This is a genomic window from Solirubrobacter phytolaccae (assembly GCF_027587195.1).
Lineage (GTDB): Bacteria > Actinomycetota > Thermoleophilia > Solirubrobacterales > Solirubrobacteraceae > Solirubrobacter > Solirubrobacter phytolaccae.
In genome coordinates, this window is the sequence record NZ_JAPDDP010000081.1 from 21124 (window position 1) to 34887 (window position 13764).

Sequence of the window (13764 nt, forward strand, 5' to 3'; positions counted from 1 at the left end):
TTTAAGTTTCGTCGGGGGCGAGATCCCGTTCCCGACGCCCTAACAGGGCCATGACTCAGCGACGGGCTGAAGAGGCCGGGGCCGTCTACCACGTGTGCTCACGTGGGGCGGTGCGGCAGGACATCTTCCGTGACGACATCGACCGCCGGCGATACCTCGATCTTCTGGCGACGACGGTGCGATGGACAGCGTGGAATTGCTTGAGCTATTGCCTCATGGGTAACCACGTACACCTGCTCATCGAGACGCCGAAGCCGAACCTCGCAGACGGCATGATGCGCTTCCACGGGCGATACGCGCAGTGGTTCAACCGTCGGCACGAGCTTTCCGGCCACGTTTTCCAAGCTCGCTACAAGCCCGTACGAGTGACGAGCGACCGGCAGCTGTGGACGACCGTCGCGTACCTCATCGACAACCCGGTGAAGGCCGGCTTATGTGCGTCGCCTGATGACTGGCCGTGGAGCAGCCACGCTGCCATCGTCAGCAACTCGGCCCCGTCCTGGTTGGCCGAAACGCGTCTGTTCGACCTGCTCCGCGAGTTCGGCGGTGATCCCCGAACGCGATACCGAGAGCTACTTAAAGGCCCAGGGCCTTTAAGTTTCGCGGCATGACTGTGCCTGAGCGTCCTGTTCTCGTTGCGCCCGACAAGTTCAAGGGCACGTTCAATGCTGCGCAGGTGGCGGCGGCGATCGGGCGGGGGCTGGAGAAGGCCGGGTTGATGCCGCCGGATCTGTGTCCGGTGGCCGACGGTGGGGACGGGACGCTGGACGCGTTGCTGCCGCAGCTGGGTGGGGAGCTGGTGGCGCGGACGGTGACCGGGCCGCTCGGGAGGCCCGTGAAGACCGGGTTCGGGTTGATCGAGGACGGCGGGACGGCGATCGTCGAGATGGCGATGGCGTCCGGGCTCGCGCTGGTGGGTGAGGACAAGGACGCGTGGGGCGCGACGACGTACGGGACCGGTGAGCTCATCGCGGCGGCGGCGCAGGCCGGGGCCGCGGTGATCCTCGTGGCGGTCGGTGGCTCCGCGACGACCGACGGTGGCAAAGGCGCGATCGAGGCGATCGAAGCCGCCGGCGGGATCGGGAAGGCGAAGATCGTGATCCTCACGGACGTGCGGACGGTGTGGGAGGACGCGCCGAAAGTGTTCGGGCCGCAGAAGGGCGCCGACGAAGCGATGGTCGCGAAGCTCGAGCAGCGGCTCGACGACTACGCGCGCACCCTGAAGAAGGACCCGCGGGGCGTGCCGATGACCGGCGCCGCCGGTGGGCTCTCCGGCGGGCTGTGGGCGCAATACGGCGCGACGATCGAGCCGGGCGCCGCCTTCGTGCTCGACGCGCTCGACTTCGACGACCGGATGCGCGCCGCGCGGGCCGTGGTGACCGGCGAGGGCAAGATGGACCAGCAGACGCTGCAGGGCAAGCTGGTGGGCGAGATCGGGACGCGCACGCGCCAGGCGGGCGTGCCGCTGCACGCGATCGTCGGCCGCGACGAGCTCGACGGCTTCGGCAAGCGGATGATCGACCTGCAGATGGTCCAGGAGGCCACGAACCTCGAGGAGATGGAAGCCGCGGGTGAGCGCCTCGGTGAGGCGCTCGCCAGCGGCGAAGCCTGAGCGGCCGCCCGGGGGGAGGGGGAGGGCTGCCGACCAGGCCTCGATCGCCGGCCGCTAGGGGGTGCGGCCGGCGACGATCGGACGCTCTGGCCTACGGGTTGGTGGTGGAGAGCGTGAAGGTCAGCGTCTTGGCGTAGGTGCCGGTGCGCAGCGGCTCGTTCGCGGCGATCGGCTGGGTGAACGCGATCACGGACTCCGCGTTGGAGACCGGGCCGGTCCAGGCGTTCGGGGTGATCGCGACGCCCAGCGGCGAAGCGAGCGTGAACGTGCCGTTGGTCAGCTTGCCCGGATCGGCGACCGTCAGGGACGCGTCACCGGCGGTCGAGACGACCGTGGCCTTCGTCGAAGCGGTGTAGACCTTCTCGACGCCCGGGGTGAAGGCGCCGAACGTGCCCGGCGTGCCCAGCGTCAGCGACAGCGTGGCGCCGACGGTGCCGCCGACCGGAGCCGGAACGTCCTTCTGCTCGCCGCGGCAGCGCCGCAGGTCGGCGGCAGCGGTCTTCGGACCGGTCAGGCCCGGCGCCGCGGCCGCGCCCAGCTGCGCCTCGAGGCGCTCCGGGAAGTTGGTGAACATGCCGTCGACGCCGTAGGAGAGCATCCGGGCGATGTCCGCGTCCGTGTTGACCGTGTACGGGTGCACGTTCAGGCACGCGGCGTGCGCGGCCGCGACGTTCGCCTGCGTCACGCCGCCGAACGACGGGCCGATGCCGACGCCGTACTCACGCACGGACTGGATGCTGGCCGCGTTGAGCGTGCCGAGGAAGACCAGCGGCAGGCGGGCGTCCATCGCGTGGACGCGCTTGAGCGAGTCGGCGCTGAAGGACTGGATCAGGACCTGCCAGTCGTTGATCGACGCGTTGCGCAGGTCGTACTTGTCCAGGAGCGCCAGGAGCTTGGTCTCCATGTCGTCTTCGGGGTCCGGCGTCTTGGTCTCGATGTAGTAGTTGACCGTCTTGCCGTAGCGCTGGAAGACCTCTTCGAGCGTCGGGACCTTCTCGCCCGCCCACTCGGCGCCGAACCACTCGCCGGCGCTGCAGGTCTTGATCTGCGCGAGCGTCTTGGTGTCTACCGCGCCGGTGCAGTTCTCGGCCGGACCACGAACGGTGCGGTTGAGCGTGCCGTCGTGGAGGACGACGAGCACGCCGTCGCTCGTGACCTGCAGGTCCTGCTCGATGTAGTCCGCGCCGAGCGCGAGAGCGCGGTCGTAGGCGGCGAAGGTGTGCTCCGGCCGCGTGCCGGAGGCGCCTCGGTGCCCGATGTTCAGCTGGACGGCCGACGCCTGCGCGGGAGCCACGCAAGCGAGGGCGAGCAGCCCGAGGGCCAGTGTCTTCTTCATGGTCGCGCAGCCTGAGCGAAGGATCAGGTCAGCGTGTGACCGGAAGGTGAAGCGTTGACGGATGCCCACTCACGCAGCAAGCTGTGCGGCCGTGCTGTTCGCTGCTCGCCGACTGGTCCTCGGCCTTCTCGTCACGCTCATCGCCATCGTCGCCGTTCCCGTCGCCCAGGCGCAGGACACCGGCACCTACCGCTCCGAGCCGCTCGACTGGGGCGACGGACCCGGCACCGCCTGGGTCGACGCCAACGTCGATGGCAAGGCCGACTTCTGCCGGATCGCTGGGGACACCGGGCTGCGCTGCACGCTCGCGACCGGCCGCGGCTTCGACGCGACGGTCCAGGGCAGGCCCCGCGATCCCGGCTGGACCGCGAGCCGGACCTGGGGCGACGTGGACGGCAACGGCGCCGCGGACTTCTGCCGCCGTGTCGGCGTGCTGACCTGGCAGCGGTTCGAATGCACGTTCGCGCAAGGCGGCGCGTTCGCCTTCGCCGACGCGCTCGAACGACTCGAGTGGGGCGACATCGAAGGCACCCAGCTCGCGGACGCCACCGGCGACGGCCGCGCGGACTACTGCCGCGTGTCGCTGCTGCGGGTGATCTGCTCGCCGTGGACGGCGACGGGCTTCGGAAGCGCGGGCTTCTCCGCGGTCGTGGACACCGGCCTCGAGGTCGGCCGCACGTGGGCCGACTACAACGCCGACGGGAAGGCCGACTTCTGCCGTGCCGCGGGCCCCGCGATCCTGTGCACGGTCTCGACCGGCACCGGGTTCGGCCTCACCTACGGCTCGCTGACCGACGAACCCGGGTACGAGTACGCCCGCACCTTCGTCGATATCAACGGCGATCGCCGGGCCGATTTCTGCCGTCGCGTCGACGCTCGCCCGAACCTGCGCGTCCGGTGCACGCTGGCCACCACGTCCGGCTTCGGCGCCGAGTTCACCTCGGCCCCCATGGAGTGGGACACGAACGACGGCGTCGCCTGGGTCGACTTCGACGCCGACGGCGACCGCGACTTCTGCCGCCCGGCCGGCACGAGCGAGGCGGACGCCCACCTCGCGTGCACGCTGTGGACGCCGACCGGGTTCGGCCGGACGATCTCGTCCGGCGCGCTCGACGTCGGCGACCCGACCGGCCGCGCCTGGGTGGACCACAACGGCGACGGCATGGCGGACTACTGCCGCCGCGTCGGGAGCGGCAGGGACACGCGCGTGGCGTGCACGACATCGCTCGGCACGGGCTTCGGACCCGTCCCCGGGCCGTCGGCACCCGCCGCTCCGGCGCCGCCGACGAGCCCGGAGCCCGCCCCCGCGCCGCCCGCCGCCCCGGCCACGCAGAAGCCGAGGATCGCGGTCAAGGTCACCTACGGCGCGAAGGTCAGCGGCCGCTGGACGCGCATCACGCGCCTGCAGGTGAAGGAGATCCCCGCCGGCGCGACGATCAAGGCGACCTGCAAGCGCGGCTGCTCGCGCGCCTCCTACAAGCTGACCAAGAAGCGCTGGGGCATGGTCTCGCTCGAGCGCATGACGGCGAAGCGGCTGAAGGCCGGGACGACCATCCGCGTGGTGGTCAGCCGCCCCGGCAACCTCTCCGCGATCGCGACGCTCACCGTCCGCTCCGGCAAGCGCCCGACGCTCAAGACGACCTAGACCTAGACCTAGCCCGCCCGTTCCGCCGACCGCACGCCGCGCACGGCCCAGGCGAGGAAGAGGGCGCCCAGCCCGATCGCGATCCCGAAGACCAGCAGCGGCTGGAAGTCGCTGCCCGAGATGAGGTCACGGCCGCCCTCGATCAGCGGCGTGACCGGGTTGATGTGCGCGACCGCCTCGATCCAGCCCGCGAGCAGGTCCAGCGGCACGTACACCGGCGCGAGGAACAGGATCAGGAACACCGGCAGCTGCATCACGGGGCCGGCCTGGATCGACCGCAGCCGCATCGCGACCCCCGCCGACCACATCGAGGCCGTCAGGTTCACGAGCAGCGCGAGCACCACCAGCCCGAACAGGTCGACGCCGCTGCCGTCGATCTGCATCCCGCTGATGATCGCGACGACGAAGAGCAACACCCCGACCGTCGCCGCGCGGATCATCGCGCCGAGCGCGTACCCGGCGAGGATGCCCAGCCGGCTCGGCGCGGCCAGCATCAGCCGCCGCGAGAAGCCGTTCTCGAAGTCCCCGGCGATGCCGAACCCGGTGAACACGCCGCCGAACGCCGACGCCTGCAGGAGCACGAACACGAACTGGAACGCCGTGTAGCCCGACGGGAAGTCGAACCCCGGCACGTTGCCGACGCTCGAGAGCCCGCCCGCGAAGGCCACGAAGAAGAACAGCGGGAAGATCAGCGAGGGCAGCAGCAGCTGCGGGTTGACCGCGACCTTCTTGGTCGAGCGGTACGCCACGCCGTACGTCACGTCGAGGAAGCGCCGCATCAGCGTGCCGCCACCCGGGTCCGCAGGGCGACGGTCGCGCCGTACACGCCCAACACCGCGATGACCGCCGCAACGCCGAACCCGAGCGCCAGCTCCTTCGCCTGCCAGCCGAAGATGATCAGCGACCGCAGGCCCTCGAACAGGTAGGAGACCGGGTTCCAGGTCGCGACGATCCGGAACCAGTCGTGCTCGATCAGGTCCCGCGGGAGCGAGCTCGAGGACAGGAAGAGGAACACGAACAGGAGCGGGAAGACGCCCTGGACGGCCTCCGGCGAGCCGGTGCGCAGCCCGATGAACGCGCCGAGCCCGGCGAACGCGAGCGCGATCAGCAGCGACAGCGCGAGCAGCACGAGCACGCCGAAGAACCCCGACGCGAAGTGCAGCCCGATGGCGAAGCCGACCCCCAGGTAGATCAGGGTGGAGACGAAGGCCACGAGCATCTCGCCCGTGAACAGGCCGAGCAGCATCGCGGCGCGCTGCATCGGTGTCAGCGCGAGCCGGTTCAGGAACCCGGTCTCGACGTCACGCGCGACGGAGCTGCCCGCGTTGATCGACGCGAACAGCGCGCCCTGGACCATCGGGAACGCGATCGCGAAGTCGAGGTAGCTGTCGGTCGGGAAGCCCGGGATCTCCGTGGCGGCGTCGAGGCCGCTCACGTTGATGCCCATCATGATCAGCGGGAACAGGATCGGGAAGATGAACAGCGCCGGCTGGCGCAGCACCTTCACGATCGAGCGGCGCGCCATCTCGTAGGTCTGGAGCGACAGCTCGTTCATACGCTCGCCGGCTCCTCGGCCGCGGATACGTCCAGCTTGCGGCCGGTCTTGGCCAGGAACACGTCGTCGAGCGACGGCTGGTGGAGCTGCAGGTCGGCGATCTTCAGGTCGGCGGCGTCGAGCGCGCGCACGACCTCCGCCAGGTTCTCGCCGCTCTCGAGCCGCACGGCCGCGGCGCCGGGCGGCGCGGGCACGGTGGATCCGAAGCGGCTGAGCACGTCGGCGATCGCGTCCCGCTCGGCCCGGTCGACCGGCGTCGCCTCCACGGACGGGCGCCCGATCTCCGCCTTCAGGGACTCCGGCGTGCCCTCGGCGGCGATCTTGCCCTGGTCGATGATCCCGACCCGGTCGGCGAGCACGTCCGCCTCCTCCAGGTACTGGGTGGTAAGGAAGACCGTGGTGCCGTCCTCGCGCGCGAGCCGGGCGACCTCGTCCCACAGGTCGGCGCGGGAGCTCGGGTCCAGGCCGGTGGTCGGCTCGTCCAGGAACAGCACGCGCGGGCTGTGGACGAGCGCGAGCGCGAGGTCCAGCCGGCGCTTCATGCCTCCGGAGTAGCCGCCGACCTTGCGATCGGCTGCGTCGGTCAGGCCCACGCGCTCGAGCAGCTCGTCGCCGCGCCGGCGCCGGTCGCCCTTCGCGATGCCCTGCAGCGTGGTCTGCAGCCGCATGTGGTCGCGCCCGGTCAGCAGCGGGTCGAGCGCCGCCTCCTGTAGCGCAGCACCGATCGACGCCCGCACGGCGGCGCCCTCACGTCGGATGTCGTGACCGGCGACTCTGGCGGTGCCGTCGGTCGGGGGCAGCAACGTGGTGAGCATCAGCACCGTGGTCGACTTCCCGGCGCCGTTGGGCCCGAGGAAGCCGTAGATCTCGCCGGGCGCGACCCTCAAGTGGATTCCGTCGACGGCGCGCGGGCCGTTCTTGAACTCGCGGACAAGGCCCTCGACCTCGATGCCCGCGTTCCTCTCCTGCGACATGGCACTGAACCGTAAAGGGCGCGGGGGCGGCGTTCCGGGAGCCAACCCCCTGGATTTTCAGCCCCGGTTGAGCCAATATGAATGCAGGCAGTGTGAGCCGGTAACGACGCGGCGTCAGCTGGGTACCTGTCCCTATGCCGCCTCGGCCGCAGCTCAATCTTCCCACTCCCGGCTCCCGCCGCGCCATCGTCGTCGGGGCCGGCTCGTTCGGCACGGCGGTCGCGGTGCTGCTGGCACGGGGCGGCTTCCGGACGACGCTCCAGACCCGTTCGCCCGAGCAGGCGGCACGCCTGGAGGCCGACCGCGAGAACGTCGCCTACCTGCCCGAGGTCGCCCTGCCGCGCGAGCTGCGCGTGGAGCCGATGGCGGCGGGCCTCTCGCGCGCGGACTACGTCTTCCTCGGCGTGCCGTCGAAGGGCCTTTCCCAGGTCATCGACAACCTGCACAAGAGCGGGCTGCCGTCGCGCACGCCGGTGATCTCGATGGCGAAGGGGCTCGTGCCGCCGGACGGGCTCTCACCCACGGCGCTGCTGAACCAGGTGTGCGGGATCGACCGCGTCGGCTGCCTCGGCGGGCCCGCCCACGCGCGGGAGATGGTCACCGAGGGCGCGGGCCTCGTCGCCGCCTCCACCAACGTGCGGCTCGCCCAGCAGGTGGCGGAGGTCTTCCTGCGCGCGGGCGTCGTGTGCGAGCAGTCCAACGACCCGGTCGGCGTCGAGCTGTCGGGGATCGCCAAGAACGCGGCCGCGCTGGCCGCGGGCGCGACCGAGGCGCAGGGCCTGAACGCCGCAGGCGCCGCGGCCGGGCACATCTTCGCGGAGGTCTGGCGCTACGCCGAGCGCCAGGGCGGCAAGCCGGAGTCGATGATCGGCCTGGCGGGCACGGGCGACCTGATGGGCACGGCGCTCGCGCCGCAGTCGCGCAACCGGCGCGCCGGCGAGCTGCTCGGCCAGGGCGTGCCGGCGACCGAGATCCCCGCCCGGATCGGCCAGGCCGTCGAGGCGCTGGACATGGTCCCGCTGCTGGCGACCGCGCTGCGTCGCGCACACGTCGACGCGCCGGTGACGACCGCGCTCCACGCCCTCATCTCGGGCGAGCTCCCGCTGGAGGAGTGGGTCAAGCGCGTGCGGGCGACGGTCCCGCCGCCCGCTTCCCGTGACTCCGCCTTCAAGCGCGCGGTGGCGCGCGTGCGCCGTCACAACGTGACGGAGTCCGTGCGCCGCTCGGACTAGCTCTTCAGCTGGTCCATCCCGCACTCCTCCGGCTTCTTGTCGTCGCGCCAGCGGACGAGCTTGGTGCCGTGGCGGATGCGGTCGTTGGAGGTGTGGTCGAAGGTGATCTCGATCACGAGCTCGGGGCGCAGCTCGACCCACTCGAGGTCGCGCGCGTTGTCCCAGCGGCTCGGGTCGCCCTGGCCGCGTTCGCCCGTCTCGTAGGGCGCGAGCTTGGCCGGGAGCGTCTTCTTGTCGGCGGCCTTGATGCCCGACGTGTGCCCGACGGTGCGCAGCGTGCCGTCTGCGTCGTGCAGCCCGAGGATCAACGACCCGACCGTGCCCGGCTCCTTGCCCGGGCGCCAGCCCATGACGACGGCGTCGATCGTGCGCACGCGCTTGATCTTGGACATGCCGACGCGCTTGCCAGGCGCGTAGGGCGCGTCCTGGCGTTTGGCGATCACGCCTTCGCGGTCCTCGAGCCAGGGCTCGGCCTCCGCGGGGTCCTCCGTGGACGGGCAGAGCTGGAGCGGGTCGGAGATGAACGCGATCAGGCGCTCACGTCGCTCCCGTTGCGGTAGCGCGAGCAGCGACTCGTCCTCGAGCGCAAGCAGGTCGAAGGCGACGAACGTCGTCGGCGTCTGCTCGGCGAGCAGGTTGATGCGCGACTCGGCCGGGTGGATCCGCTGGCCGAGCGCGTCGAAATCCTGACGCCCCTCGGCGTCGAAGAGCACGATCTCCCCGTCGAGGACGTAACGCCCCTCGGGGAAGGTCAGCTCGGGGAAGTACCGGCGCAGCGGCTTGCCGCTGCGCGACTGGAGATAGACGTCGGCGCCGTCGACGAACGCGATGGCGCGGAATCCGTCCCACTTGGGCTCATACGCCCAACCCTCGCCGACCGGGAGCTGCTTGGCCGGACGTGCGAGCTGGGGAAGCAGCGGTGGCTTATGAGGCAGCGCCATGGGCGCTGCGCACCTTACTTAGGCGAGCGGAGACTCTTCGCTGAAGCCGGGACGATCCTCGGCGGCGAAGTAGCTTCCGACAGCAAAAGCGGCGATAAGAGCGATAGCGATCATGCACCTAGTATCGGCGCTTGTGCACCATTGTTTTAGGCTTGTTTGACTGTGTAGTCGATAGGTTACGCCTATGAGGCTCGAACAGCTCGAATACTTCCTCGCCTCGGCCGAGCACGGGTCCTTCTCGGCCGCCGCCGCCTCGCTGCTGATGGCGCAGCCGAGCATGTCGGAGCAGATCCGCCGGCTCGAGGCCGAGCTCGGGGTGCCGCTGTTCATCCGGGCGGGAAAGGGCGTGGAGCTGACCGACGCCGGCCGGCTGTTCCTCCCGCACGCGGAGCGGGTGCTGGCGGAGGCGCAGGAGGCGCTGGAGTCCGTGCGCGAGGTGCGCACGCTCGTCAGCGGCACGGTCGCGTTCGGCTTCTTCGGCGGCGCGCACCACTCGCTGCTGACCGGGCTGATCGCCCGCTTCCGCGCCAAGTACCCGGACGTGCGGGTGCGGGCGATCGGGCAGAACTCCGCCGAGGTCGCCGACGCCGTGCGTGAGGCGCAGCTCGAGGCCGGGCTGGTGATCCTGCCGATCGAGGACCGCGGGCTCGAGGTGCGCCCGGTGTTGAGCGAGGAGCTCTTCTACATGACGGCCGACCCCGAGCGGGCGCGGGTGCCGATGACGATCGAGCGGCTCGCCGAGGCGCCGCTGATCCTCTACGACGCGCGTTGGGCGGCGCAGGATCCGACCCGCGTGCAGCTCAGCGAGCGCGGCCAGGTGGCGGGTGTGCGGGTGGAGCCGTTGATCGAGGTCGAGTACATGACCGCGGCGTTCGACCTCGCCGCGCGTGGGCTCGGGGACACGGTCGGGCTGCCGTCGATGCTGCGCGCGCGCAAACTTCATCAAGTCGCGTTCGACCCGCCGCTGTTCGAGACCTACGCGTTCATCACGCGTCGCAACGCGCTGCTCTCCCCCTCCACTCGCGCCTTCATGGAGCTGGCCGAGAAGGCACTGGGTTGAGCGAGATACGATCAACGCATGGCTGACGCGACGGTTGCCGAAGAGGAATACCTGCAGACCATCTTCTGGCTCCACGAGGCCGGCCTGCCGATGACGGGCGCGAACGTGGCTCGCGCGATGCAGCTCTCCGCGCCGACGGTGCACGAGATGGTGGGCCGCCTCGTGCGCGACGGCTACATCACGCGCGCCACGGACAAGTCGATCTCGTTCACGGACGAGGGCCTCGAGCAGGCCAAGACGGTGGTGCGCCGTCATCGGCTGATCGAGCGCTTCCTGACCGACGTCCTGAAGGTTCCGTGGGACGACGTGCACGAGGAGGCCGAGCGGCTCGAGCACGCGATGTCGCCGAACCTCGAGGCGCGCATGATGGCCGCGATCGGGGACGCGAAGACGTGCCCGCACGGCCACCCGATCGAGCCGGGCACGCGGATCGAGGGCGTCCCGCTCGGAGACTGCGAGCCGGGCGCGAAGGTGACGGTCCTGCGCTTCGAGAACGAGGCCGAGGACCTGCTGCACCTGTTCAAGCGCGAGGGCCTGGAGCCCGGCTACAAGGGCTCGATCAAGTCCGTCGACGACGAGCACATCATTTTCGAGCTCGACGGGCGCGAGGGCACGCTGACGCGCTCGGTCGCCGAAACTGTGTCCGTGCTCGCCGAGCCGTCGCCGCCGCCGCGCATCGCCCTTCCCGAGCAGCTCGTGCTCGGTAAGGAACGCTACGGGCGCTGATAACGGATCCGACTTGGAGTGAGCGGGGTGCGGGGCCACGCTGTGTGCATGGCTTTGAACCCCGTGACCACTGACACCTTCGCCGCCGAGGTCCTCGAGGCGGACAAGCCGGTGCTCGTCGACTTCTGGGCGACCTGGTGCCCGCCGTGTCGGGCGATGTCCCCGCTCCTCGCGGACATGGCGGCCGAGCGCGACGATCTGAAGATCGTCAGCGTCGACGTCGACAACGAGCAGGAGCTGGCGGTCAAGTACGGCGTGCTCGGCATGCCGACCTTCATGCTCTTCGACAACGGCAACCAGATCGCGAACCTGGTCGGCGCGCGGCCCCGCAAGCGGCTCGAGTCAGAGCTCCGCGAGGCGCTCATGCAGCAGCCGGCCGGCCGGTGACGCGCCCGCGGAGGGCGTGAGCAGCGAGAGCCGGTGGCGCGGTGGGTCCTTCAGATCCGCCGCGCCGACGATCGGGCCGGGGCGCTCGAGCCAGGAAGCGGGAACCAACCCCACGCCGAGCCCCTCGCGCACGAGGAAGCGCACCGTCGCGGGGTCACCGACCTCGAACAGCGGCAGCGGGCTGAAGCCCGCGCGCTGGGTGGCGGTGAGGACCGTGTCGCGGAGGGCCGTGCCCGGCTCGGCAAGGATGAACGGGCGTCCGCGGAGCTGATCGAGTGCGATCGTCGTGCCCGCGAGCTCGTCGTCGAGGGCCAGCGCGACCCGCAGCGGCTCGTCGGCCAGCGGCGTGACCGCGACGCCCGGCGGCGTGTCGGTGAGCGCGAGCACGGCGACGTCGACCGTGCCGGCTTGGACCAGCGCGATCACCTCGGCGGCGGAGCCCTGACGCAGCGCGATCTGGATGTGCGGATGTGTCTCGTGGAACGCGGCGAGCGCGGCGGGCAGCCGGGGCGCGTCCGCGGCGGTCGTCGCGACCCTGACGACACCGCGCGAGACGCCGGTGTGGCGGTCCATGTCCGCGCGCGTCTGCGCGACCTCGGCGAGGATCCTCTCGGCGTGCACGAGCAGGTCCGCGCCCGCCGCGGTCAGCTCGACGCCCTTGGACGTGCGGCGGAAGAGCTGGAGCCCGAGCTCCGCCTCGAGCCGGCGCACCTGCTGCGAGAGCGCGGGCTGCGTGACGTAGAGCGACTCGGCCGCGCGCGTGAAGTGCCGGTGGCGCGCGACGGCCGCGAAGTACTCGAGTTGCCTCAGCTCCATCTACGCAGGGGGTGGGGTCGTGCTGCGCAGCTTGAGGTCGGCGACCGAGCGGCCGGCCTCCAGGACGAACGCGCCCGGTTCGGTCTGCCAGCCGCCGTCCCAGTGCTGGAACGCGCGCGGGGACAGCGGGACGTCGACGGTGACCTCCTCGCCCGCGTCGGCCTCGACCACGGCGAAGCCCGCGAGCCAGCGCGCCGGGCGCTCGACGGCGCTGCCGGGGCGCGACGCGTAGAGCTGGACGACCTCGCGGCCGCGGCGCGTGCCCGTGTTCGCGAGGCGGACCTTCGCGCCGTCCATCGCGAGGTACTGCCAGCTCGTGTAGCCCAGGCCGTGGCCGAACGGGAACAGCGGCTCGACGTCGCCGCGGTAGCCGACCTTCAGGCCCTCGTCGTAGCGCAGGACGCCGTCGACGGGCCGCACGCTTGGCAGGCCTTCTTCGGTCGCCGGCCACGTGGTCGGCAGGCGGCCGCCGGGCTCGACGGCGCCGAGGATGACGTCGGCGAGCGCGTTCCCGCCCTCCTGTCCCGGGAACCAGGCGAGCAGGACGCCGGGTGCCCGCTTGATCCACGGCATCAGCACCGGCGCGCCCGCGTTGACGACCACGACCGTCTTCGGGTTGGCGTCCGTGACGGCCTGCACCAACTCGTCCTGGCGGCCGGGGAGCGCGAGGCTGGAGCGGTCGAAGCCCTCGCTCTCGACCTCCGGTGTGGTGCCGACGACAACCACGACGAGGTCGGCGTCGCGCGCGAGGGCGACCGCGTCCTCGAAGGCGCTGTCCTCCAGCGCGGGGTCGTGGTTGAGCTGGAACGACGTCACGCCTTCGGCGCGCAGGACGACGTCGACCGACTGGCCCGCCTCCAGCCGCACCGGCACGCCCTTCTGGGGCGGCGCGAACAGGTGCTCACCCGGGTCGGCGTCCGGGCGCAGCGCAAGGTCCTCGTCGAACGCGACCTCGCCGTCGAGCGTGAGCGTGAAGTGGCCGACACCGGACGCGCCGATCACGTGCTCGCCCGCGACCTCGGCCGTGATCGTGGTGTGCACCTCCACGGTCTTGGGGTCGTCGAACCAGGTGAACTCGCCCGTCTCGCGCCGCTCGGAGACGTCGCCCTCGCGGACCTCGGCCGAGACCTGCGCGACAGGGAGCCGCGTGTGCGCCTTCACGCCCGGCGCGTACGTCACCTCGGCGTGCGGCAGCGCGGCGCGCAGCCCGTCGAGGGGAGAGACCGTGTAGGGCGGAAAGACGGTCGCGCTGCCGCCCCCGAGCGTGCGCGCGTGGGCGGCGTTCGGCCCGATCACGGCGACGCGCCGCAACGAGCTGCCCGTGAGCGGCAGGAGCGAGCCGTGGTTGCGCGCGAGGACGAAGCCCGCGGCCGCGGTGGCGCGCAGCTCGGCCGCGATCTCGGCCTCCGACCACGGGGTGGCCGCGCGGGGAGCGCCCGCGGGGGCGGCGGCCGGAGAGCCCGGGGTGGCGGCGGGCGGC

Annotated in this window: 14 protein-coding genes; 7 read left to right on the forward strand and 7 right to left on the reverse strand. The window is 71.3% G+C overall.

Going from position 1 to position 13764, the window contains the following annotated elements:
- Window positions 1-50: 50 nt before the first annotated feature.
- Window positions 51-611: a transposase gene (locus OJ997_RS30180; protein ID WP_270029074.1), complete on the forward strand. Its 561-nt coding sequence runs from the start codon at window positions 51-53 to the stop codon at window positions 609-611.
- Window positions 608-1612 carry a glycerate kinase family protein gene (locus tag OJ997_RS30185; RefSeq protein ID WP_270029075.1) on the forward strand — a complete coding sequence of 335 codons (1005 nt, stop codon included), beginning with the start codon at window positions 608-610 and terminating at the stop codon, window positions 1610-1612. Before OJ997_RS30180 ends, OJ997_RS30185 begins: the two co-directional genes overlap by 4 nt.
- 91 nt (window positions 1613-1703) lie before the next feature.
- On the opposite strand, the gene OJ997_RS30190 is transcribed toward OJ997_RS30185, so the two are convergent.
- The gene (locus tag OJ997_RS30190) at window positions 1704-2948 is read right to left on the reverse strand and encodes a glycerophosphodiester phosphodiesterase family protein (protein WP_270029076.1); all 1245 of its coding nucleotides are present in this window, start codon (window positions 2946-2948) and stop codon (window positions 1704-1706) included.
- 91 nt (window positions 2949-3039) lie between these two features.
- Here OJ997_RS30190 and OJ997_RS30195 point away from each other — a divergent pair, with 91 nt between their 5' ends.
- Window positions 3040-4593, forward strand: coding sequence for a hypothetical protein (locus tag OJ997_RS30195; protein WP_270029077.1), 1554 nt, complete (start codon window positions 3040-3042; stop codon window positions 4591-4593).
- Window positions 4594-4601: 8 nt separating this feature from the next.
- Here the strand turns inward: OJ997_RS30195 and OJ997_RS30200 are convergent, their stop codons facing one another.
- Genes OJ997_RS30200 through OJ997_RS30210 form a run of 3 tightly spaced genes read right to left on the reverse strand, consistent with a single transcriptional unit; the run spans window position 4602 to window position 7122 of the window.
- Window positions 4602-5372, reverse strand: a complete 771-nt coding sequence (locus OJ997_RS30200) for an ABC transporter permease (protein WP_270029078.1) — start codon at window positions 5370-5372, stop codon at window positions 4602-4604.
- The gene (locus OJ997_RS30205; RefSeq protein ID WP_270029079.1) at window positions 5372-6148 is read right to left on the reverse strand and encodes an ABC transporter permease; all 777 of its coding nucleotides are present in this window, start codon (window positions 6146-6148) and stop codon (window positions 5372-5374) included. Before OJ997_RS30205 ends, OJ997_RS30200 begins: the two co-directional genes overlap by 1 nt.
- Window positions 6145-7122, reverse strand: a complete 978-nt coding sequence (locus OJ997_RS30210) for an ATP-binding cassette domain-containing protein (RefSeq protein ID WP_270029080.1) — start codon at window positions 7120-7122, stop codon at window positions 6145-6147. The genes OJ997_RS30205 and OJ997_RS30210 overlap by 4 nt, the downstream gene beginning before the upstream one ends.
- Before the next feature lie 134 nt (window positions 7123-7256).
- Between OJ997_RS30210 and OJ997_RS30215 the strand changes: the two genes are divergently transcribed.
- Window positions 7257-8354 (forward strand): NAD(P)H-dependent glycerol-3-phosphate dehydrogenase, encoded by a 1098-nt coding sequence (locus OJ997_RS30215; RefSeq protein ID WP_270029081.1) that lies wholly within the window; start codon window positions 7257-7259, stop codon window positions 8352-8354.
- Here OJ997_RS30215 and OJ997_RS30220 read toward each other — a convergent pair.
- Entirely contained in the window at window positions 8351-9295 is a 945-nt protein-coding gene (locus OJ997_RS30220; RefSeq protein WP_270029082.1) for an ATP-dependent DNA ligase, read from the reverse strand. The two genes, OJ997_RS30215 and OJ997_RS30220, sit on opposite strands and share 4 nt — an antisense overlap.
- Window positions 9296-9479: 184 nt before the next feature.
- Between OJ997_RS30220 and OJ997_RS30225 the strand changes: the two genes are divergently transcribed.
- From OJ997_RS30225 to trxA, 3 genes are all read left to right on the forward strand, one after another.
- Window positions 9480-10355 carry a LysR family transcriptional regulator gene (locus OJ997_RS30225; protein WP_270029083.1) on the forward strand — a complete coding sequence of 292 codons (876 nt, stop codon included), beginning with the start codon at window positions 9480-9482 and terminating at the stop codon, window positions 10353-10355.
- An 18-nt stretch (window positions 10356-10373) separates the two neighbouring features.
- A complete protein-coding gene (locus OJ997_RS30230) occupies window positions 10374-11081 on the forward strand; it encodes a metal-dependent transcriptional regulator (RefSeq protein ID WP_270029084.1) in 708 nt (235 codons plus the stop codon).
- Between the two features lie 63 nt (window positions 11082-11144).
- Window positions 11145-11468 (forward strand): thioredoxin, encoded by a 324-nt coding sequence (gene trxA / locus OJ997_RS30235; protein WP_270029085.1) that lies wholly within the window; start codon window positions 11145-11147, stop codon window positions 11466-11468.
- On the opposite strand, the gene OJ997_RS30240 is transcribed toward trxA, so the two are convergent.
- Window positions 11424-12284 carry a LysR family transcriptional regulator gene (locus tag OJ997_RS30240; protein ID WP_270029086.1) on the reverse strand — a complete coding sequence of 287 codons (861 nt, stop codon included), beginning with the start codon at window positions 12282-12284 and terminating at the stop codon, window positions 11424-11426. The genes trxA and OJ997_RS30240 overlap by 45 nt on opposite strands.
- On the reverse strand, window positions 12285-13764 hold a 1480-nt coding region (locus OJ997_RS30245), incomplete at its 5' end, for a glycoside hydrolase family 3 C-terminal domain-containing protein (RefSeq protein WP_270029087.1). It abuts the gene before it with no gap.